The sequence below is a fragment of the Mucilaginibacter limnophilus genome (genome assembly GCF_004005815.1).
Taxonomy (GTDB): Bacteria; Bacteroidota; Bacteroidia; order Sphingobacteriales; family Sphingobacteriaceae; genus Mucilaginibacter; species Mucilaginibacter limnophilus.
The window spans coordinates 124799-145421 of the sequence record NZ_SACK01000002.1; the positions used below are offsets into that span (position 1 = coordinate 124799).

Sequence of the window (20623 nt, forward strand, 5' to 3'; positions counted from 1 at the left end):
CTGAAATTGTATCTCACATCTAAATCTCACATCTAAATGAGAATAATGGCATTTGATTACGGCACCAAGCGCATAGGCATAGCAGTTACCGACCCCTTGCAGATAATAGCTACCGGGCTTGATACCATACATCCCATATATATTATCGACTACTTGAAAAAGTACCTGCAAACAGAGCAGGTTGAACGCTTTGTAGTTGGCGAACCTAAGCAAATGGATAATACGCCCTCACAATCGGCCATGCATGTGAAGGGCTTTGTAACCCTGCTGAAAAAGAATTTTCCGGAGATACCTGTAGAGATGCTGGATGAACGCTTTACCTCAAAAATGGCATCGGCAGTTATTGCACAAAGTGGCATGGGTAAAAAAGCAAGACAAAGTAAGGAGTTGGTGGATACGGTTTCGGCGGTGATACTTTTACAATCATGGATGCAAAAAATATAATATGGAAATTTTAGACCCCACCCTTCAAGCCTACCTCGAAGCTCACACCGACCCCGAGCCGGCACATCTGCAAAAAATTAATCGCGATACGCATTTGAAGGTATTGAAGCCAAACATGCTTTCGGGGCATTACCAGGGCAGGCTGTTGAGTATCCTTAGCAAAATGCTGCGGCCAAAACTGGCTGTTGAGATAGGAACTTTTACCGGTTACTCGGCAATTTGCCTGGCTGAAGGGCTTGCTGAAGACGGTGTTTTGCACACCATTGAGGTTAACCAGGAAATGGAAGACACCATTAAAAACAACCTGCAACTAACAAATGTGGAGAAAAAAATTATTACTCATTTTGGCGCTGCAGCGGACATAATCGCTGATTTTCAATGGCAAAATATTGATTTAGTGTTTATTGATGCGGATAAACGAAATAATTTTACTTATTTCGAGTTATTAGTTAACAAAGTACGATCCGGAGGATTGATAATAATTGACAATGTTTTGTGGAAGGGAAAGGTGTACGGGCCCGAAAAAGATGCTGACACTGAATCTTTCAGAAAACTAAATGAGCAAATAGCTGTTGACACAAGGGTTGAAAAATTAATTCTACCCGTGCGCGATGGATTATTGCTCATCCAAAAAAAGTAATTATGAAAAAACTCTTACTGGTTACCCTGTTCGCAATTTCTTCATTTGCCGTTTCGGCGCAAAACACGTCACAGTCATACATCGAACAATTCAAAGATAATGCCATTCGCATTATGCACGAGACCGGAATACCCGCAAGTATAGTTTTAGCGGTAGCGATGCATGAATCAGGTAACGGAAACAGCACTATTGCTAAAAATCTGAACAACCAATTTGGGATAAAAGGCGGCAAGGGCAGCGTGTATTATAAAAAGAAACGCAAGGTTCGCTCCTCTTATAAAAAGTACGATTCGGTGTTTGAATCATTCCAGGATTTTGCCCGTATTATGACAGAAAGGAAGCAATTTAGCCATTTAAACGATAAATTTACCCAGTACGACTACAAAGGCTGGGCTAAAGGCATACAGCGCAGCGGCTATTGCAGCAGCAAAAAATGGGCTTCGCAAGTTATCGGCATTATAAAAAGATACGGGTTGAACGACCTTGACCAAACCCCTGAGCCTGCAGACGCACAGCTTGCCGAAAACACCGGTAAATAATTTACTTTAACTTTGGCAATAAATCATTCAAGCCGTTGTTAGAGTACCGTATGCATAAAACGCTTTATATTTTATTGGTCACCTGTATAGTTTTTGCGTCATGTTCGTCGCGCAAAAAAACCATTAGCGACAGGCAGGCAAGGCGCAATAACAAAACCATCCAAAAAGCCAACAAAGAAGCTATTGCCAATTATCAGGCTTACACCGCACAATCATATATCGACAGGTTTAAAACAGTTGCTGTTCAGGAAATGAACCTTTATGGCATACCGGCAAGTATTACCCTTGCGCAGGGCATGTTTGAATCAGGCAACGGTAACAGCGAATTGGCTAAGGTTGCAAACAACCATTTCGGAATAAAATGCAACGGCTGGAACGGCGAAGGTTATTATAAAGATGATGATAACGCTAACGATTGTTTCCGTGTGTATAAAAACCCTGAAGAATCCTTTCGCGACCATTCTGATTTTCTGAAGAAAAAGCGTTATGCCGCGCTTTTTGAACTTGATAAAAACGACTATGAGGGCTGGGCATATGGTTTAAAAGCGGCAGGTTATGCTACCAATCCGCAATACCCGCAGCTGTTGATCAATGTCATCAAAAAATACAACCTCGACCGGTTTGACCGCCCTGAAACCGACCTTCAAAAAATTAAGCGTGAAGACCGTGTGCTGGCAGAGATCAATGATAATATCGGTCAGCCGGCAAAAGATGCTGTAGTACAGGAAACCCCGGTTGATAAGTATTACATTGTAAGGCAGGGAGATACACTATACAACATTTCCAAACGTTTCTCACTAACCGTTGATGAGCTTAAAGCCCTGAACAATATGGCCGACAATAATATTAAAATTGGCCAAAAGCTTGTTATAGCTCAGTAGCCGCTGTTAATTATTGTTAAAAAGTATGCTGAAACTTACACAAAAGGTTAGTTTTATCTCTGTAATGAAATTATGGGGCATACTGCTTTTGTGCAGCACATCGGCGCTGGCGCAGCAAAAGGTTGAGGGGATTGTGTTTGACAGGGAAAGTAAGGAGCGTATAGCCCAGGTTATTGTGCGCAATACATCAACCAGCCAATCTGTTTATAATAACCTAAAGGCCGAGTTTAGCATTAAAGCAAAAACCGGCGATGTTATCATTTTTAAAAAAGACGGTTATTATGCTGACACCATCACTGTAAAAGATAACCAAACACTGGCCATTTACCTTAAACGCTCGGGCATTCAGCTAAAGCAGGTTGATATCACCGCCAAAGCCTTTACCCCCGAAAGTAAGCTTGAAGCTACCAAGCGCGATTACACCAAAATATATGGTCCGGCGGCCAATCCCGACTTCCTTACAACTTCACCTTACGGCGGTGCGGGTATTGGTATTGATGCATTGTATAATGCCTTTAGCCGCAGCGGCCGTAACGCCGAGCGCCTGAAAGAAATAATTGAGCGCGATTATGAGCAGGATGTAATCGACTACAGGTATAACCGGACTATTGTTGGCAGCATTACCGGATTAACCGGCGACAAGCTAACTGATTTTATGCAGAAATTCAGGCCGAGCTATTATTTTGTAACTACCGCAAGTGATTATGAATTTGCCAGACGTATCCGTACCGATTTCCGCCGTTATTCCCGCAATCCTGATGGGTACGGACCGCAGACTTTTCAACCTTCAAAATGAAATATCCCGTAATAGTTGTACCCTTTCTTAAAGTAAGCGGTATGGCTTTATTTCCATTTATTCTTGTAAGTAAAGAAAAAGACCGCAATAATAAGGTGCTGATACATCATGAAACTATCCACATGAAACAGCAAGCCGAATTGCTGGTAATTCCTTTCTACTTACTGTATTTGATAAACTATTTGATTAACCTGGCAAAATACCGCGAGCATAATAAAGCGTACCTGAACATCGTTTTTGAACGTGAAGCCTACGCCAACGAACGTAACTTTGATTATACAAAGACGCGCGGCCTGTGGTTTTGGCGTTTTTATTTAACAGCAAAAAGTTAAATTTGGCGCGGCCGGACTTTCGCCCGGTGTTTCAACCTGCAAACTATGATAAAAAAAGTATCAGGATTATTATTGGCAGTTTTATGTTCGGCTGGCGCCTTTGCGCAAACCGATACCGTTAAAACCGATACCGTAAAAAAAGCTGATACCGTAGTTGTTATAAAAACCGATACCAACCTTTTAAACCGATATCGCCTCGAGCCACGTAAAAACGCCCTTCCTTTGCGGATACGGCCTGTACAGGTAGTACCTGAGTTTATAAAGGTTGACATGCCCGATTACGAGATACATCACTGGCGTAAATGGTTCACCTTCGCGCTTAACTTTAACCAATCAGCATTCAGCAGTAACTGGAGCGCGGGCGGTGTAAGCGCAGTGGCCGTTGGTACTAATATTATTTATAGGACAGAGTACAACAAATCGCCGTTTGTTTATACCGCCGAGGTTAACTTTTTATACGGACGCTCAAAAAACAAAGGCCAGGGCGCGCGTAAAACTAACGACCGCCTTTTTATAGATAATAAGCTGGCTACCAAGCTCTCTCAAAACTGGTATTTCTTCGGATCATTAAGTATTGAAACGCAGATTGACAAAGGTTACCAATATCCCGACCCAAATCCGCCGATACTGATCTCGAACTTCTTCGCCCCGGGCTACATCACCGAATCAATAGGTTTTGAGTACAAGCCGTCTAAATATTTCGACCTGCGGTTGGGTACCGGTACGGCAAGACAGACGTTAGTGCTTGACGATAGTGTGCGCAAGGTACAGTCGTACGGTTTAGAGGAAGGCAAAAATGTGCGCAACGAACTCGCGTTTCAGGCTGTGGCATTGTTTGATAAAGACATTATGCAGAACCTGCACCTTAACTGGCGCTACGCGTTGTTCATTCCATACGGTCGTCCGCTGGCTTACGTAAACCACCGGCTCGACCTTACACTTATTGCTCGTGTGAATAAACTAATCAACGTCACCATAAACGGCACCGCACTGTATAATAAAGATACTTCGCCCGATATACAGGCTACCGAAGGCCTTGCGCTTGGCCTGATGTATAAATTCCCATGACTACAAGCCGCTTTTTCCGCTTAAACAACTCGTAACTAATTGTTAACTTTGCAACCTCAAAAACAAGGTTAACAAGATGTTTGAAAATCTTTCGGATAAATTAGACAGGGCCTTTAAGGTACTGAAGGGACAGGGAACAATTACTGAAATTAACGTGGCCGAAACCATGAAGGAGATACGCAAAGCCCTTCTGGATGCCGACGTAAACTATAAAACAGCTAAAACTTTTACCGACGATGTTAAGCAAAAAGCGCTTGGCGAGAACGTATTAACGTCTATTTCTCCAGGCCAGTTGCTTACCAAGATAATGAACGACGAGCTTACCGCTTTAATGGGCGGTACCGCTACTGAGATCAGCTTTCCGGCTACGCCTACCGTAATATTGATTGCCGGCCTTAACGGTGCGGGTAAAACAACTTTTACCGGTAAGCTGGCCAATTTCCTTAAAACACAAAAAAATAAAAAACCTTTACTGGTAGCCGGCGACGTTTACCGCCCCGCGGCTATTGACCAGCTGCAGGTTTTAGGCGGGCAGATAGGTGTACCGGTATATGCCAACCTTGAATCAAAAGACCCAATCGCGATAGCGAAAGAGGGTATTGCCCAGGCTAAGCAGAACGGCAACAACGTGGTGATTGTGGATACCGCGGGCCGTTTGTCAATAGACGAGGCAATGATGCAGGAAATTGAGCAGGTAAAAGCTGCTACCAATCCGCACGAGATATTGTTTGTGGTCGACTCGATGACCGGTCAGGACGCCGTAAACACTGCCAAGGTGTTTAACGACAGGCTTGATTTCACCGGCGTTGTGCTTACCAAGCTTGATGGTGATACCCGCGGTGGTGCGGCATTGTCAATCAAGTCGGTTGTGAATAAGCCGATCAAATTCATCGGTACAGGCGAAAAAATGGAAGCGCTTGACGTTTTCCACCCCGATCGTATGGCCTCGCGTATTTTGGGCATGGGCGACGTGGTGTCGTTAGTGGAACGCGCCCAGCAGCAGTTTGACGAGAAACAGGCGGCCGAACTGCAAAAGAAGATCCGCAAGAACAAGTTCGACTTTAACGACTTCTACAGCCAGATACAGCAGATCAAAAAAATGGGTAACATGAAAGACCTGATGGGCATGATACCCGGCGTTGGCAAAATGATGAAGGACGTGGAAGTTAGCGACGATGCCTTTAAATCGGTAGAAGCCATCATCCAGTCGATGACGCCGTTTGAAAAAGAAAACCCCGACAGCATAAACCAAAGCCGCCGCAACAGGATAGCCAAAGGTTCGGGCACCGATCTGCAGGAAGTAAACCGCCTGATAAAGCAGTTTGAAGACATGCGCAAGGTGATGAAACAAATGAGCAACCCGGCCGCCATGGCCAACATGATGAGGCGGATGCCAAAGATGTAAGGGAAATAATTAAATTGAAGCCGCTTAACAAGCGGCTTCGTTGTTATAAACATACTAAATAATCATCATACGCTTTTGGAAAAGCTATAGTATAGACGACATGTGGTAAAGTTAAGGAGCAGCTGGCTATTCATTTATAATTAAACAGAAAGTAGATGAAAAATGACATGTATATCAAAGTAATAGATGAAAGCTGGGGTGAAAACGGGTTCTTAGGTAAGTTGCGAGATGGAGTTTTTGATAGAAATCTATTCAACGAACTTTATGCATCTATTTTAAAACTACATTATAAAGAGGGTGAAATAATACCGAGGAACGTGATTGGCATACTATGGTTTATTCCGACGTTCATGTATCGACAAAAAGAGTATCTAAATGATACAGATAAGAACGCTTTCGACGAAATGAGGGAGCATATAGAAGATGCTATAGCCGGAATCTTGGGTTATCCCTAACTATTGATTCAAAAATTTAAGATAAAGAATTTTAATTGAAGCGAGATAGGCAATGTAGCAAAGTGAGGAATAAGATTATAACAATATCTCAATTCCTAAAGTAAGGTAAATTACAAATCACAAGCAGACGCTTACAGAAGCATTATCACTCTTAACTGGTGTTACATTACCCTGAACTTTACGTAAATATTTTACCTTAGTAGATGATATTATCAAACTGACTATATGAAGTTTTCTACTTGTTTTTTCTTTACCCTTTTTGCGTTTTCTTCATTCAAAACCCTCGCTCAGGCGCCCGGACAAACAGTTGATGTGCAGCATTACAGCTTTAACTTATGGCTTAATGATGTTAACGACACCATTAAAGGTAAGGCAGCCATTGCAGTAAAGGGTATTAAAGCAGCTTCGCAGGTGACTTTTGACCTGGAAAAGGCTAACGCTGATGGTAAGGGTATGCTGGTAACATCGGTTACCGAAAAAGGAAAGAAACTGAAGTTTAAACAGTCGGCACAAACGCTTACTATCAATACCAAAATACAGCTCAAAAGCAGCCATGTGTACCTGATCACCTATTCGGGTGTCCCGTCAGATGGGTTGATCATTGCCAAAAACAAATACGGCGACCGTACCTTTTTCGGCGATAACTGGCTGAACCGCGCTCATAACTGGCTGCCCTGTGTTGACCATGTGGCTGATAAAGCAACTGTTGATTTTGTTGTAACAGCACCTGCGCATTACGGTGTTGTAGCCAATGGGGTTAAAGTTAAAGAGACCGTTACCGGCGCAACCAAAGTAACGCAGTACAGTGAAACAGCGCCTATTTCAACCAAGCTGATGGTAATTGGCGTGGCCAATTTCGACATTGATAAAAGCGGCGAACCGGATGGCATACCGGTATTGGCATACACCTATCCGCAGGATAAAGACCAAGGTTTTAAAGCATATTCGGTAGCAAAAGATATACTACCTTATTTTATAAAGCAGGTTGGGCCGTTCGCATATAAAAAGCTGGCCAATGTACAATCGAAAACCAAGTTTGGTGGTATGGAAAATGCCGGGGCGATTTTTTATTATGAAAATTCTGTAGGCGCGAAGGATGTTGAAGCGCTGGTAGCACATGAGATTGGCCACCAATGGTTTGGCGACGCGGCGACGGAAAAAGGCCCGGCGCATGTATGGCTGAGCGAGGGCTTTGCTACCTACATGGCACACCACTGGCACGAGCATAAATACGGCGCCGACAGTTTACACAAGCGACTGCAGCAGGACAAGAAGCTGATCTTCGGTTTTGAACGAACCCGCAAAACACCTATAGTAGATACCACCCGTGTAACCGATTATATGGACCTGCTGAACCCCAACAGTTATCAAAAAGCGGCCTGGGTACTACATATGCTGCGCTTAAAGCTGGGCGACGAAGTGTTTTGGACAGGCGTAAGGAAGTACTATGCCACTTACATGAATGGCAATGCAAGTACCGAAAACTTCATCGCTGTAATGGAAAAAGTAAGCGGCCAGAATTTAAAACAGTTTTTTAAACAGTGGTTATACACGCCGCTTCATCCACGCCTGCGTATAACATGGAATACCGATAAAACAAACCATGGGCCACATGTGCGTGTTGAACAATTACAGGAGGTGCCTTACGAGCTTCCGCTGCAAATTATGATAGGCGATACCGGATACAACCTGAACGTTAAAAACAAGGTGCTTGATGTACAGCTGGCTCCGCCTACAAAAACAGGTGCTTTAGTAGCCGACCCGAAGGGTGAGCTGCTTGCAGAGATTGAGGTTATGGAAAAGTAGATTAAAGCTGAATTATAGTTTTATGAAGATACACTTGTCAACAGAAGCGACCCCTTTAGCCAAACAGCGGTTAGATCAGGTAATATCGATTGATGCCAATTTGAAAAAAGAATTGAGCGACAAAAACTATGGTGAGGGCATTAAAGAGATTTTCGTTGTGCTTAATAGTTACGACCCTGTGTTTTCGTCTCCACCTAAAGATTTTGAAACCGGGATAGTAGTTCAGAAATCATTTTCACGCCGCTACAAAACGCTCAGTGTTACCGTTAAAATAAATTATGCCACATTAGTAAAAGCGGATGAAAAACAAGTTTCATCACTTATAAAGGATGCAATCATAATTGGTTTTGATGAGATTAAATGTCTTCCGATAAAAAAGTTCGACATGGAAGCATTCTATGAGGATGTTAATACTATCCTTTGTGATGAAAGATGGGTAACACATCCGGAGGATTATCAACCTGAGCCTTTTGATTATCAGGTTGACTTCAACAATAAGCTTTGGAGACGTTTATAAAACACAGTTTGGCTCAATGGGGATTGAGAAGGATGATAAATTGTTAAGTAATGCACCGGTTATCATATATCTATTTTATTGCGTCGTTGCTAATAATTGCTTGCGGCGAGCCCGCAGCCAAGCCACCGGTTATTTCAAAACCCCTCAATGCATACAACATTAAAACAGATATCCGCTTTGGTAGAACCTTTTACTCGATCTACCTAAATAATACTGGCTACGGCTATGTGGTTAAAGGGCAAGGCTCACCTTACACAGAATTATTTTTAAGGATAGATACTGCAGAAATGAGTAAGGCCTTCAAAATTGATTCGCTTTATGCTGTATTTCAGGGGTTGCAGGCTTTAAAAAGGAAGCCGCAGTTACAAACTGCGAATACTACTGATTCTGCGCATGTGGAAATATATTATGATGGCAGGAAAATATATGACGACTACACCATGTCAGTTAAGTTTTGGATAGTTTTCAGGCCAATGTTAACGGATCTCCCTGAAGGGTTTAACCCTTTCATAGAGGGCGCATTTGATAATTAACCTCTGTTTCGTGTTGACTGGTGTTGACTGGTGTTGACGGTGTTGACTGGTGTTGGCTGGTGTTGACGGTGTTGACTCTGTTGACTCTGTTGACGTCAACAGTAACTATAAAGGTACAGAAAAGGGGCGGTTATCCGCCCCTTTTCTTATTTAAGAACCTCGCCTATTGGCTTGCCTATACTACCGTTTGGCTGCTGTATGTGCAGTAATGACGAAATAGTTGGCGCAATGTCGGTCATGTGAGTTTCGCGTGTCAGGGCGCCGTGTTTTACACCCCAGCCCATAAACACCAGTGGTATGTGCGCGTCGTAGGGGTTCCAGGTACCGTGTGTCGTCCCGGTTTGCCCGCCCGAAAAATAACCCGGTTTCAGGATGATCTGGATCACACCGCTATGCTCGCGGCTGTAGCCGTTCACAATGCGCTCACGAAGTTCTTCGGGCACGGTGGCTGTTTTGGCTTTCAGCATGTCCACGGCGAAGGCAATGTCAGGCTGTTTTTCCAAAAACGCAATACAATCAAGTTTAATGGCTTCTTCATTTAGCTTGTTCTGGCCAATCACTTTATAGTTCAGGTTAACCTGATAGTTGCCCAGGCTAAGCACAATGCCTTCAGCTTTATATTTTTCCTGCAGATAGCTGTTTAAGGCCTTTTCGGTAGCGCCTTCATTGAACACGCCGGCAGGTATTTTATGATCGATTAAAAAGTTGGGGTTATGTGCAACGGCATGGTCGGCTGTTAAGAAAACGGTATAATTGCCTTTGCCAACCTGTGTGTCTAAAAAATTAAAAAACGCAGCCAGGTCGTTATCCAAACGCAGGTAAGTATCTTCCACCTCAACAGAGTTCGGTCCAAACTGGTGGCCAACATAATCTGTCGATGATAAGCTCACCGCCAGGAAATCGGTAACAGTGCCTTTGCCCATCTGCTCGTTGGTAAGCGCTGCCTTGGCCATATCAAGTGTTAGGGTGTTACCATATGGTGTGGAGCGTACTAAACCTTTATTACCATTGTACAGCTGTGATGTCTTTACAGGAAATACCGGTGCATCAGCGCCTTTGAATTTTCCTTCGTATTTCGGACTGTTGTCGGGCGCGCTTTGCAGGTAGGTGTTTAGTGGATAAAGCGTGTTCCAGTCTTGTTTCAGGTATTTTTCAGCAAGATTTTTTGCGTTAAAATCTTTTACCCATTGCGGAAGATCGGTCATGTAATAAGTGCTGCTTATCCAACCACCGGTACTATCGTCAAACCAATAAGCTGCGTTTGCCGAGTGGCCTGCAGGCAGTATACCGCCCCTGTCTTTTATTGCAATACCGATAACTTTCGAGCGGAAGTTGGTAGCCAATCTAAGTTCGTCGGTAACAGTACTTACCATCATATTACGAGGAGACATCTGCCCTGCTTTTGAGGCCGAACCTACCGTGTTAACTGTTGTATCGCCTGCGCAGTACATCCATTTGCCTGTTGCCTGGTCAATAAAATCATTACCTGCAATACCATGAATAGCCGGCACCGAACCTGTGTACACGCAGGTATGCCCCGCAGCTGTTACTGTCGGGATATAATCAACGTTAGTATTCTCGCACGTAAAACCCTCGTTAAGCATCCGCCTGAAACCGCCGGTTTGATAACGGTCGTAATACCGGTACAGGTAATCCCAGCGCATCTGGTCAACAACAATACCAACAACCAGTTTAGGCCGTGGCAAGGTATTGGTAGCTGCGATAGATTTTTTTGTTTGCGCCGATGCAGATACTGACGCGGCAGCAAAAGTTATAAATAGCAGTTGTTTAAAATTCATCACGTAAAGTGTTTACTGCAAATATGGCTAAAGCAATGTTAACTGAGTATAAACACCGATCCAATTATACCGTATTGTTACAATGTTAAAGGGCGAAGGTTAACAAACTATGCTGACTGGCGGTATGCAAATCGCGCCATACCTGGCTAAGCTGCGTATCCGGACTTGCGGCCATCAATCCGCAAAACGGGTACAAAGCATCTACCGCTTCGCGGGATGTTTTGGCAAGGCGACGGCTGGTACTACTTACATTTTTTAATACTTCATCCGGTATTGGTTGCCCGGTTTCACAAATTTGCCAGGATATATCAAGCGCGTTATAGAATTTGCGCCGGGCATAAGCCATTACGTTCATGGCTTTGTCGAACACGTGTTTGGCGTGCTTTTTCTGATCGGTATTCCATTGGTTCCCGGTAACTTTCTCTTTTAATATAATATCGAACATGTCCGTAAAATGCAGCGCCATGCCCGACAGGTTAACCGCCAGTGTAGCTTCTGCCAGTTGAAGAAAAGGGTAGCGGTAAAGCGGACTATCAATTACCCTGGCATCAGGCGCTATGCGGAAACAGCGATTGCTTTTAACAAATAAGTTGCTCACTCTATAAGCATGACTGCCGGTGGCCATCATGCCAATGTATTTCCAGGCAGGTAAAACTTCTACATCCTTTTTATCGAAAACAAAGGGCAGCACCAGTTTGCTGCCATCAGCATTTAACATAGGTTTGCCATCTTTGATAATGATACAATTGGCCGTAACATGAGTAGCGTGGTAAATGCCGCTTGCATATCTCCACTCGCCGTTAACAATGTAGCCGCCTTTGGTCATTTCGGCGGTACCGTCGGGCGCACCGCTGCCGGCAAGGCACAGGCCTTCACACATAAATATCTCTCGTGCCAACTCTGGCTCCATAAAGCCCCCAAACCAGCCTGCGCCGCTGCACAGCGTAACTACCCAACCCAAACTGCCGTTTGACCAGGCAAGGCTTTCTTCTAATCTTACCTGGTTTGGTAACGGCATTTCTAAGCCGGTGTAGGCTTTCGGCACAAAAAATTTAAACCATTCCTGCTCATGCACCAGATCAAGCTGCCGCGGATGTAATACTTCCATATCCTCGGCCAAATGGGCGTGATCGCGGATTATTTTAACCCATTCAGGTTTCAAATACATTGATGGATGTTCCATACTATTACTTATTTAACCCGGCTTTCTTTTTCCAGTCGAAATATCCAAATACAGCCACCACAAATAAAAAGACAGTAAGGAGGGAAAATAATGGCAGACTTTTATGAAACAACAATGGTATTGCAAATAAGTTAGATAGGTTTAACAGTAACCAGTTCTCCACTTTTCGCCGTGCCAATAGCCACATACCCGCCCATGCCGTTGATGATACTAAGGCATCCCAAACGGGTACATCAGATGGGGTGAGGTGTTTCAGCAGTAGGTACAACACCAGCCAGCCGCCAATTGAAATGGCCAGTGTAATTATCCATTCCTGTTTGTTGGCAAAACTTACCGGCACGGCGGGCTCGCCGCGCTTTTTTATCCAGTATGTCCAGCCGTAAACGCTCATCACCAGATAATAAATGTTCAGCGCGGCTTCGGCAAAAAGCTTAACATCAACCAGCAGGTAAACCGATAGCACAATAGAAATAATACCTGCCGGATACAGTAGGATATTATTCTTCCGTGCTAGTAGTACTTCGGCAACACCGAAGCCGGTAGCTATCCATTGCAGCCAGCCGGTTTCTTTTACCTGGTCGATAAAAAGCTTTAAAAAATCCTGCATCAGCCTAAAAATTTAAACTAACCGAACCCAGTACACTGCGTGTAGCCTGTACAAAAAAGTAATTATAGTTATACATGTTACCGCCCGCAAGGCTTGGATAAGTAGCGCCGCTTGCTTCATATTTCTCGTTAAACAAGTTGCTTACCTGTAAACCTAAACCGATGTTTTTTATGGCTTTTATGCTGAAGTTATAGCGAAGGCGCAAATCATTCACAAAAAAGCCGTCTATCCGGCGGTTGAACGCATATGGGTTACCGGCAACCGTTGGGTCGGTAGGGAAACCGGCCGGGTTAGTGGTCATGGTGTTATCCAGATACTGGCTGCTTACGTATTTGCTTAAGAAGGCAATTTCGCCACCTTTAAATGGCACATAGCTGATAGTGCTCGACCCAATGAACGACGGGGAAAGCGCGATAGTAGTTTTGTCAAGGCGCAGTTCAACAAGGCTGTCGTCATCATAATTATAAAAAAACTGATCATAGTTTTTTATTTTGTTGGCGCTGATGCTGGCCGTAGCCGTCCAGCTTAATACATCGGTAATTTTTAACCTGCCATCAATTTCCACACCTGCACGATAACTGTCGTCCACATTACGACGGATAGGCGAACCAACATCATTAAGCGCGCCGGTAAGTATTAACTGGTTTTTGTACAGCATGTAAAAACCGTTTATTCCGCCTGAAAATGCTTCGCCTATGGTTCTGTAGCCCGCTTCAAAATCATAAAGCTTTTCAGCTTTTGGGCGATTTTGCGGTTGCGAGTCGGTGTAATCATCCCGGTTTGGTTCGCGGCTGCCTACAGCGAATGAGGCATAAACGTTGTTACGCTCGTTAATTTTATAAGTGATACCCGCTTTAGGGTTAAAAAAGTTCAGCGTAGCGTTTTGCTGCGCGTTGTTCAGGTTGCGGTCCAGCCCGAAGAACGAATAGTAAATATGCCTGTACTGAATATCACCGTACAACAGGAAGTCGCCGATATTGACGTCGGCACGGGCAAAAATGTTAAAGTCATTTTTGTTGGCATTATCACGATAGTACTCATGCTCAGGTCCGATACCAATATTTTCATCGCTGAAAATAATTTGGCCAAAGTGAGCGCCATCATACTTGTTATAGGCACCGCCCACGGTAAGGGTAGCCTTGCTTGTAGGCACATATTTCAGGGCGTAGGTTACACCATAAAAATCGTTATCCAGCCAGCGGCGGCGCACAATGTTGGCTGTATCAACACCCGGTGAAACAGGTGTCAGGCCATAATCAGCAATCGGGTCCTGGTCTTTGTATTCTTCATAATAGCCGCTGCCTTTAGTGTAATGCAGCGCACCGCTGAATGATAGCTTATTGCTGATGCGCTGGTCTAACAATAACTGGTAGTGGTTTTGGGTATAGTTATCTACCTGATTTTTGTAAGTGTATTCGTTATAACGACGATTGTTGAGTATCTCGTAATCGGGCACACCGTTCCAGGCCTGGTAAGTGCGCTCGAAACCGGTGAACACATTGGCGCGAATGGTGGTGTTTTTGCCATAATAAGCGCCGCTTAAAAAGTATGATTTCAGGTTGGAGAAGGCATTATCGATGTAGCCATCAGAATGAATGCGTGACAGCCTCGCATCAAAACTGAAATGATTACCCAATAAACCGGTACCTGCGCTTACAGTATTTTTTACAGTGTTAAACGAGCCGAACGAGTTGTTCAAATCGGCATAAGCGGTATCACGGCGGGTGGCTGTCGAGATATTGATGCTACCGCCAAAAGCGCCCGCGCCGTTAGTTGAGGTACCCACGCCACGCTGCACCTGTATGTTGTTTACCGATGACGCGATATCAGGTATATCCACAAAAAATGAACCCTGGCTTTCAGAATCGTTATATGGAATGCCGTTAATGGTGACGTTAATACGCGTTGGGTCCGACCCGCGGATGCGGATGCCGGTGTAGCCAATACCTGTTCCCGCGTCAGAAGTAACCACTACCGATGGGGTCTGGTTCAGCAGATAAGGCAAATCCTGCCCGAAGTTGTTTTTTTCAATATCTTTTTTGCTAAGATTTGTAAACGCTATGGGCGAATTGTTGCCAGCGCGTGTGGCTGTAACCACCACTTCTTCGGTAGTAAAATTGGCTACGGCAAGTGTAATGTTCACTGTTTTATTGCCGTCAACTGCAACTGGTACCGTTTGTGTACGATAACCAATGTAGCTGGCCTGCAAGGTGTAGTTACCTGCGGCAACGCCGATTAACTGGTAATTTCCGTTAGCATCTGTAACGGCGTTTTTTGAACTGGTTAATGAAATGGTAGCACCGGGTAAGGCTTCGCCTGTTGGTGTAGTAATTTTTCCTGATACGGAAAACTGGGCCGATACCATAAACGGCAGCAGCAGGGCGAAAATCGCCGAGAACAAATTTTTCAATGTTTTAAAAACTAAACTTAGTTAAACCATCTGCAAGCCAGGGCGAACATGCAGTACACTTAACTTTTACCTCTCCCTACGCCGGCATTATCCGGATCAGGTGTAACCCCCAGCCCCTAAAGGGGAGCATTTGGAAGTATGGGTATGATCTCAGCCTGTCTTTCAGTTTGGCCGTAACTATCTGCAGTTAGTTGCGGTTACCAAAGCAAGGCACCCCTTGAGAAAACTAATGCGGCAAATATATAGTTTGATTGCGGAATTGAAGCACTTAGGCAGTCATTTTTATGCTTTTTCATAAAAAGAACCACTTCACTTTATTAAACTCATAAATTTAAAACCACAATTGTTTAAAAAATTACGAAAAAACACTTCGTATTCCGTAAAATTCTGTTTACGTTTGAATTTTTTGTTGTTATAGCTTGCATTAATTTTTAGCTACTAATTAATGTTACGCGTAGATAGCACCAAGCCCTGTCAGATAATTTATGCCATTGCCCGGCATGAGTATTTAGGCTATGTTATTGAGCCGCACATAGTACAGCTAAACCCCAACGGAGAATTTTCACTTACCCATCAGCGCCTTTTCAGCAATACGGCAAAAGAATTTGCAGGCTGCCTTGACGAAACCGACCTGCGCCTGATAAAACTTCTGGAAGAGATTGAACAGGGTAACGTAATAAAGCGGTATTATAAAAAACCCATCCGCCCGTTTGAGTTTTTTTCCAAAATATTTAACGAGCAGCTTTTTGATACCATTCGCCCTAAAATAGAAAAGCGTATGGCCGAGGCGCTTAACGCGCTAAAGGAAAAGGAAGTTTACCTGATGAGCAAGGAAGGCTACCCTGCCGAGCGTAAGCTGCACATTGCCGACGAACCGGCATCGGTGCTGTTCCATTTTCGCCGTGATGATACCGAGATACGTTATTTCCCCACAATAAAATTTAAGGGAATGCGCATCGAATTCATGTTCAAAAACGCCGAGGTCATCTGTAATCACCCGGCCTGGATGCTGCTTGACGATACGCTGTATTATTTTGATAAAGAGATAGAGGGCAAAAAGCTGCAGCCTTTTCTGAACAAGCGTTACATCGCTATCCCGCGTTCTTCAGAACAATCATATTTTGAGCGCTTTGTTGCTCCGTTGATTGAGAAGCACAACGTTTATGCCGAAGGCTTTACCATCAATACCGAAAAGTATGATGCTCGCCCCGTACTGAAACCGATTTATGTTGAAGGTGGCACCTCACAACTGCAGCTGTATTTTAAATATGCGGGCTACGTTTTCCCTTACGGAGATGGCAGGCACGTGTCGGTGCGTATTGAGCGCAACGGCGAAGATTATATCTTCCATCGTATAAAACGCTCTACTACGTGGGAAAAAAATAAAATGGCCTTGCTTGAACAGCTTGGGTTGAAAACAGCTTCATCACTGTTCCAAAACCTGGAAGTTGCCGGGCACAGGGATGAGGATGCCGACCATTCGTTCACTGTTTTCGAGTGGCTTAACCAGCACCACGACGAATTGATTGCCGAAGGCTTCGAGATTGAACAGCCCGAGGGGCAAAAGCGCTATGTATTCGGCAACTCAAAAATTGATATAGAGGTACAGGAGAATAACGACTGGTTTGATATAAATGCTGTGGTATATTTCGGTCCCTACCGGATACCGTTTATCGAACTTAAGAACCATATCCTTAACCATAAAAAAGAATTTGTACTGCCGTCGGGCGAAATTGCTGTGATACCCGAAACATGGTTTTCACAATACGGCAACCTGCTCCACTTTACCGAGGGTGGCAACGAGCTCAAATTGCGCCGCCATCATATCGGTCTGGTAAACGAACTTGCTGAAGGAGATATGGCCGCCGTCACCATGACCCGCAAGCTGCAAAAGCTTAACGACTTTGAAACACCAGACGAGGTGCCAATGCCCGAATATTTTGCAGGTATGCTGCGTCCATACCAAAAGGCAGGTTACAACTGGTTCCACTTTTTAAAGAGCTATCATTTTGGCGGCTGCCTTGCCGACGATATGGGCCTGGGCAAAACCATACAAACACTTGCCCTGCTGCAAAAGCATAAAGAAGATACTGAGGCCGAAGGCGGTAAAGCTACTTCACTGCTGATAATGCCAACTTCGTTAATTTATAACTGGCTTAACGAGGCGAAAAAATTTGCGCCAACGCTGAGGCTGATGGTGCACACAGGCACATTCAGGTACAAATCGCCCGAGGTGTTTAAAAATTATGATGTTATTGTAACCACCTACGGCATTAGCCGGATTGATATTGAGCTATTTAAAAGTTATTTTTTTGATTATGTGATATTGGACGAAAGCCAGAACATCAAAAATCCTTCGTCAAAATCGTACCAGGCGGTTAAGCAGTTAAAATCGCGATTTAAACTGATACTGAGCGGTACGCCGGTTGAAAATTCAGTTAACGATTTGTGGACACAAATGTCTTTCATCAACCCTGGTTTATTGGGTAGTCAGCAATTCTTTTTGAATGAGTTCGTTACTCCTATCGAAAAGAAAAAGGACGAAGAAAAGGCCCGCCGCCTGCAGGCGCTGATAAAGCCCTTTGTTATGCGTCGCACAAAAGAGCAGGTGGCTACAGAACTTCCGCCGAAAACGGAAAACCTGTTTTATTGCCAGATGAGTGAAGAGCAGGGCGAGGTGTATGAAAAGGTAAAATCAGAATACCGTAACGAGCTGCTGAAAAGCATCGAGGACGGCAGCTACGCCAAAAAACAGATACAGGTATTGCAAGGTCTTGTTAAGTTGCGCCAGATTGCTAACCACCCGTTAATGATAGACGAAGAGTACGAAGGTGATTCGGGTAAGTTTGAAAATGTGGTGCACACATTGTCAAACGTATTGGATGGTGGGCACAAGGTGCTGGTATTTTCGCAATTTGTTAAGCAGCTGGGCATATACCGTGAGCATTTTGAAAAGGAAGGCATTCCATACGTATATCTCGACGGCGCCACACAAAATCGTGGTGATGTAGTAAAGCGTTTCCAGGAAGATGAAAAAACACGAGTGTTCCTGATCTCCATAAAAGCCGGCGGTGTAGGCCTCAACCTTACTCAGGCCGACTATGTATTTATTCTCGACCCATGGTGGAACCCGGCCGTTGAGCAGCAGGCTATTGACCGTACGCACCGCATTGGTCAAACCAAAAACGTGTTTATATATAAATTCATCACCAAAGACACGGTTGAAGAAAAAATACTTGCCCTGCAGCAGCGAAAACTAAGCGTTGCCCGCTCACTCATTACTACCGAAGAGAGCTTTATCAAGTCGCTTTCGGCTGAAGATATCAAGGAGATTTTAGGGTAAACTAACTCTGTAAAGCCATTGCTACTGCATCGGCTAATCCAAACGTAAGTGTTATATTTGCAGCGTTAAAACCTCAAAAGGTTATCTAAATATTTTATGGGAAGAGCATTTGAATTCCGTAAGGAAAGAAAATTTAAGCGCTGGGCTAAAATGGCCGTGCAGTTTACGCGCCTTGGTAAAGAGATTGTAATGGCGGTTAAGGCCGGTGGCCCCAACCCCGAAACAAACTCGAGGCTGCGTACCGCAGTGCAAAATGCCAAAGCGGTTAACATGCCTAAAGACAGGGTTGAAGCCGCTATAAAACGCGCTTCAAGCCGTGATGAAAAAGACTACGATGAGCTGGTTTACGAAGGTTATGCGCCACATGGCATAGCCATTTTAGTTGAAACCGCTACTGATAATACCAACCGTACTGTTGCCAACGTACGCAGCTACTTTACCAAACATGGTGGCACGCTGGGTAAAACCGGTTCGCTCGACTTTGTATTTACACGCAAATCGGTGTTTACTTTTGAGCCGGGTGACCGTGACCTGGAAGAGCTTGAATTTGAGCTTATTGACGCCGGCCTGGAAGACCTGTTTGTTGAAGCTGACGAAGAGGGTAAAGACATAGCCGTTATCCACACCGCTTTTGAAGATTTTGGTAAAATGCAGAAAGCGCTTGAAGAAATAGGCATAGAGGTAAAGTCGGCAACATTGGAGCGTATTCCGCTTACTACTGTTGACGTAAGCGAGGAAGAAGCTGCAGACGCGCTTAAGATAGTTGACAAGCTGGAAGAGGACGACGACGTACAGGCGGTTTACCATAACATAGCAGGTTAACACTGCATCCTAACATGGCCGGAAAGCTTTTTTTGGTACCAACCCCCATCGGTAACCTTGAGGATATCACCCTAAGGGCTATTCGTGTACTGAAAGAAGCCGACCTGATACTTGCGGAGGATACCCGAACATCGGCGCCGTTGCTAAAGCATTTTGATATACATCAAAAGGTGTATGCGCATCATCAGCATAACGAGCATCAGTCGTCGGGTGAAATTGTGCGTTTTCTTAAAGAAGGTAAAAACGTCGCGCTAATCTCAGATGCGGGAACGCCCGCCATTTCTGATCCGGGATTTTATCTTGTACGCGAAGCATTGAAAAATGAGCTTGAAGTAGAGTGTCTTCCCGGTGCTACGGCTTTTGTACCGGCGCTGGTAAACTCCGGCTTCCCTACCGACAGGTTTTGTTTCGAAGGATTTCTTCCGCTGAAAAAAGGCCGGCAAACGCGCTATAAACAACTGGCGTTGGAAGAACGCACCATTATACTATACGAGTCGCCGCACCGTTTATTAAAAACACTTGAAGAGTTTGCTATTTACTTTGGTGAAGAAAGACAGATATCCGTGTCGCGCGAGTTGACAAAAATGTTTGAAGAAACAGTGCGTGGTACCGTAAGTGAAGTGAAAACATATTTTGATACGCATCCGGTAAAGGGAGAGTTTGTGATATGTGTTAAAGGCAAAGAATAATTTTGTGACTAGAGAAACGGTCAATAAACTTCATTTTCCCCATGGAAATCCTGTTGAATTTGAGTATCCCATACAAGAACAACTGCAAATTGGGGATGTGATTGTAGTGTTATTGGATATACCACCTAAAGTTAAATATGAACTGAATGTTTTTGCGTTTTCAACTTCTGGTGATTTTCTATGGCGTGTGCAAGAAACTGAATTATTTTATAGGGGGAGTAATTGTCCTTATGTTGGCCTGACGATTACTGATAATCAGCAATTGGTACAATTTAATTGGTGTGATACAGCAATTATTATGAATCCTTCCACTGGAGAAATACTTGATAAGTATATTACAAAATAATCCGCTTT

At 44.1% G+C, this 20623-nt stretch carries 20 protein-coding genes; 16 read left to right on the top strand and 4 right to left on the bottom strand.

Annotated features, from left to right (window positions below; translation table 11 throughout):
* The first annotated feature begins 36 nt into the window (after positions 1–36).
* From ruvX to EOD41_RS04965, 12 genes are all read left to right on the top strand, one after another.
* On the top strand, positions 37–444 hold the full coding sequence (gene ruvX / locus EOD41_RS04910; RefSeq protein WP_127703684.1) for a Holliday junction resolvase RuvX: 408 nt from the start codon (positions 37–39) through the stop codon (positions 442–444).
* A 1-nt stretch (position 445) separates the two neighbouring features.
* Positions 446–1084, top strand: a complete 639-nt coding sequence (locus tag EOD41_RS04915) for an O-methyltransferase (protein ID WP_127703685.1) — start codon at positions 446–448, stop codon at positions 1082–1084.
* Between the two features lie 2 nt (positions 1085–1086).
* Positions 1087–1623: a glycoside hydrolase family 73 protein gene (locus EOD41_RS04920; protein WP_127703686.1), complete on the top strand. Its 537-nt coding sequence runs from the start codon at positions 1087–1089 to the stop codon at positions 1621–1623.
* A gap of 50 nt (positions 1624–1673) precedes the next feature.
* Positions 1674–2504: a glucosaminidase domain-containing protein gene (locus EOD41_RS04925; RefSeq protein ID WP_127703687.1), complete on the top strand. Its 831-nt coding sequence runs from the start codon at positions 1674–1676 to the stop codon at positions 2502–2504.
* 25 nt (positions 2505–2529) lie between these two features.
* Positions 2530–3300 (top strand): hypothetical protein, encoded by a 771-nt coding sequence (locus tag EOD41_RS04930; protein WP_127703688.1) that lies wholly within the window; start codon positions 2530–2532, stop codon positions 3298–3300.
* A complete protein-coding gene (locus tag EOD41_RS04935; RefSeq protein ID WP_127703689.1) occupies positions 3297–3632 on the top strand; it encodes a hypothetical protein in 336 nt (111 codons plus the stop codon). Before EOD41_RS04930 ends, EOD41_RS04935 begins: the two co-directional genes overlap by 4 nt.
* Before the next feature lie 45 nt (positions 3633–3677).
* Entirely contained in the window at positions 3678–4700 is a 1023-nt protein-coding gene (locus tag EOD41_RS04940) for a DUF3078 domain-containing protein (RefSeq protein ID WP_240663192.1), read from the top strand.
* A gap of 76 nt (positions 4701–4776) precedes the next feature.
* Positions 4777–6105, top strand: coding sequence for a signal recognition particle protein (ffh, locus tag EOD41_RS04945; RefSeq protein WP_127703690.1), 1329 nt, complete (start codon positions 4777–4779; stop codon positions 6103–6105).
* A 155-nt stretch (positions 6106–6260) separates the two neighbouring features.
* On the top strand, positions 6261–6560 hold the full coding sequence (locus EOD41_RS04950; RefSeq protein WP_127703691.1) for a hypothetical protein: 300 nt from the start codon (positions 6261–6263) through the stop codon (positions 6558–6560).
* Positions 6561–6785: 225 nt separating this feature from the next.
* A complete protein-coding gene (locus tag EOD41_RS04955) occupies positions 6786–8366 on the top strand; it encodes a M1 family metallopeptidase (protein ID WP_127703692.1) in 1581 nt (526 codons plus the stop codon).
* A gap of 22 nt (positions 8367–8388) precedes the next feature.
* Entirely contained in the window at positions 8389–8883 is a 495-nt protein-coding gene (locus tag EOD41_RS04960; RefSeq protein WP_127703693.1) for a hypothetical protein, read from the top strand.
* A gap of 50 nt (positions 8884–8933) precedes the next feature.
* The gene (locus EOD41_RS04965) at positions 8934–9416 is read left to right on the top strand and encodes a hypothetical protein (protein WP_127703694.1); all 483 of its coding nucleotides are present in this window, start codon (positions 8934–8936) and stop codon (positions 9414–9416) included.
* A gap of 146 nt (positions 9417–9562) precedes the next feature.
* Here the strand turns inward: EOD41_RS04965 and pafA are convergent, their stop codons facing one another.
* The 4 genes from pafA to EOD41_RS04985 all read right to left on the bottom strand — a co-directional run bounded on the left by pafA (position 9563) and on the right by EOD41_RS04985 (position 15415).
* A complete protein-coding gene (gene pafA, locus EOD41_RS04970; RefSeq protein ID WP_127703695.1) occupies positions 9563–11215 on the bottom strand; it encodes an alkaline phosphatase PafA in 1653 nt (550 codons plus the stop codon).
* A gap of 85 nt (positions 11216–11300) precedes the next feature.
* Positions 11301–12398, bottom strand: a complete 1098-nt coding sequence (locus EOD41_RS04975) for an acyl-CoA dehydrogenase family protein (RefSeq protein WP_127703696.1) — start codon at positions 12396–12398, stop codon at positions 11301–11303.
* A 4-nt stretch (positions 12399–12402) separates the two neighbouring features.
* Positions 12403–13005, bottom strand: a complete 603-nt coding sequence (pnuC, locus tag EOD41_RS04980) for a nicotinamide riboside transporter PnuC (RefSeq protein WP_127703697.1) — start codon at positions 13003–13005, stop codon at positions 12403–12405.
* 4 nt (positions 13006–13009) lie between these two features.
* Complete coding sequence (locus EOD41_RS04985; RefSeq protein WP_317133180.1) at positions 13010–15415, bottom strand: TonB-dependent receptor; 2406 nt, start codon at positions 15413–15415, stop codon at positions 13010–13012.
* A gap of 445 nt (positions 15416–15860) precedes the next feature.
* Here EOD41_RS04985 and EOD41_RS04990 point away from each other — a divergent pair, with 445 nt between their 5' ends.
* From EOD41_RS04990 to EOD41_RS05005, 4 genes are all read left to right on the top strand, one after another.
* Positions 15861–18758, top strand: coding sequence for a DEAD/DEAH box helicase (locus EOD41_RS04990; RefSeq protein ID WP_127703698.1), 2898 nt, complete (start codon positions 15861–15863; stop codon positions 18756–18758).
* A 96-nt stretch (positions 18759–18854) separates the two neighbouring features.
* Positions 18855–19580: a YebC/PmpR family DNA-binding transcriptional regulator gene (locus EOD41_RS04995; protein ID WP_127703699.1), complete on the top strand. Its 726-nt coding sequence runs from the start codon at positions 18855–18857 to the stop codon at positions 19578–19580.
* Positions 19581–19594: 14 nt separating this feature from the next.
* On the top strand, positions 19595–20269 hold the full coding sequence (gene rsmI / locus EOD41_RS05000) for a 16S rRNA (cytidine(1402)-2'-O)-methyltransferase (protein WP_127703700.1): 675 nt from the start codon (positions 19595–19597) through the stop codon (positions 20267–20269).
* Between the two features lie 4 nt (positions 20270–20273).
* Positions 20274–20615: a hypothetical protein gene (locus tag EOD41_RS05005; RefSeq protein WP_127703701.1), complete on the top strand. Its 342-nt coding sequence runs from the start codon at positions 20274–20276 to the stop codon at positions 20613–20615.
* Positions 20616–20623 lie beyond the last annotated feature (8 nt).

Coding starts and splice junctions, on each gene's coding strand:
- EOD41_RS04990 (WP_127703698.1), top strand. CDS start 15,861: ATGTTACGCGTAGATAGCACCAAGCCCTGTCAGATAATTTATGCCATT.
- EOD41_RS04920 (WP_127703686.1), top strand. CDS start 1,087: ATGAAAAAACTCTTACTGGTTACCCTGTTCGCAATTTCTTCATTTGCC.
- EOD41_RS04930 (WP_127703688.1), top strand. CDS start 2,530: ATGCTGAAACTTACACAAAAGGTTAGTTTTATCTCTGTAATGAAATTA.
- EOD41_RS04965 (WP_127703694.1), top strand. CDS start 8,934: ATGCACCGGTTATCATATATCTATTTTATTGCGTCGTTGCTAATAATT.
- EOD41_RS04925 (WP_127703687.1), top strand. CDS start 1,674: ATGCATAAAACGCTTTATATTTTATTGGTCACCTGTATAGTTTTTGCG.
- pnuC (WP_127703697.1), bottom strand. CDS start 13,005: ATGCAGGATTTTTTAAAGCTTTTTATCGACCAGGTAAAAGAAACCGGC.
- ffh (WP_127703690.1), top strand. CDS start 4,777: ATGTTTGAAAATCTTTCGGATAAATTAGACAGGGCCTTTAAGGTACTG.
- EOD41_RS04995 (WP_127703699.1), top strand. CDS start 18,855: ATGGGAAGAGCATTTGAATTCCGTAAGGAAAGAAAATTTAAGCGCTGG.
- ruvX (WP_127703684.1), top strand. CDS start 37: ATGAGAATAATGGCATTTGATTACGGCACCAAGCGCATAGGCATAGCA.
- EOD41_RS04950 (WP_127703691.1), top strand. CDS start 6,261: ATGAAAAATGACATGTATATCAAAGTAATAGATGAAAGCTGGGGTGAA.
- EOD41_RS04955 (WP_127703692.1), top strand. CDS start 6,786: ATGAAGTTTTCTACTTGTTTTTTCTTTACCCTTTTTGCGTTTTCTTCA.
- EOD41_RS04940 (WP_240663192.1), top strand. CDS start 3,678: ATGATAAAAAAAGTATCAGGATTATTATTGGCAGTTTTATGTTCGGCT.
- EOD41_RS04915 (WP_127703685.1), top strand. CDS start 446: ATGGAAATTTTAGACCCCACCCTTCAAGCCTACCTCGAAGCTCACACC.
- pafA (WP_127703695.1), bottom strand. CDS start 11,215: ATGAATTTTAAACAACTGCTATTTATAACTTTTGCTGCCGCGTCAGTA.
- EOD41_RS04975 (WP_127703696.1), bottom strand. CDS start 12,398: ATGGAACATCCATCAATGTATTTGAAACCTGAATGGGTTAAAATAATC.
- EOD41_RS04935 (WP_127703689.1), top strand. CDS start 3,297: ATGAAATATCCCGTAATAGTTGTACCCTTTCTTAAAGTAAGCGGTATG.
- rsmI (WP_127703700.1), top strand. CDS start 19,595: ATGGCCGGAAAGCTTTTTTTGGTACCAACCCCCATCGGTAACCTTGAG.
- EOD41_RS04960 (WP_127703693.1), top strand. CDS start 8,389: ATGAAGATACACTTGTCAACAGAAGCGACCCCTTTAGCCAAACAGCGG.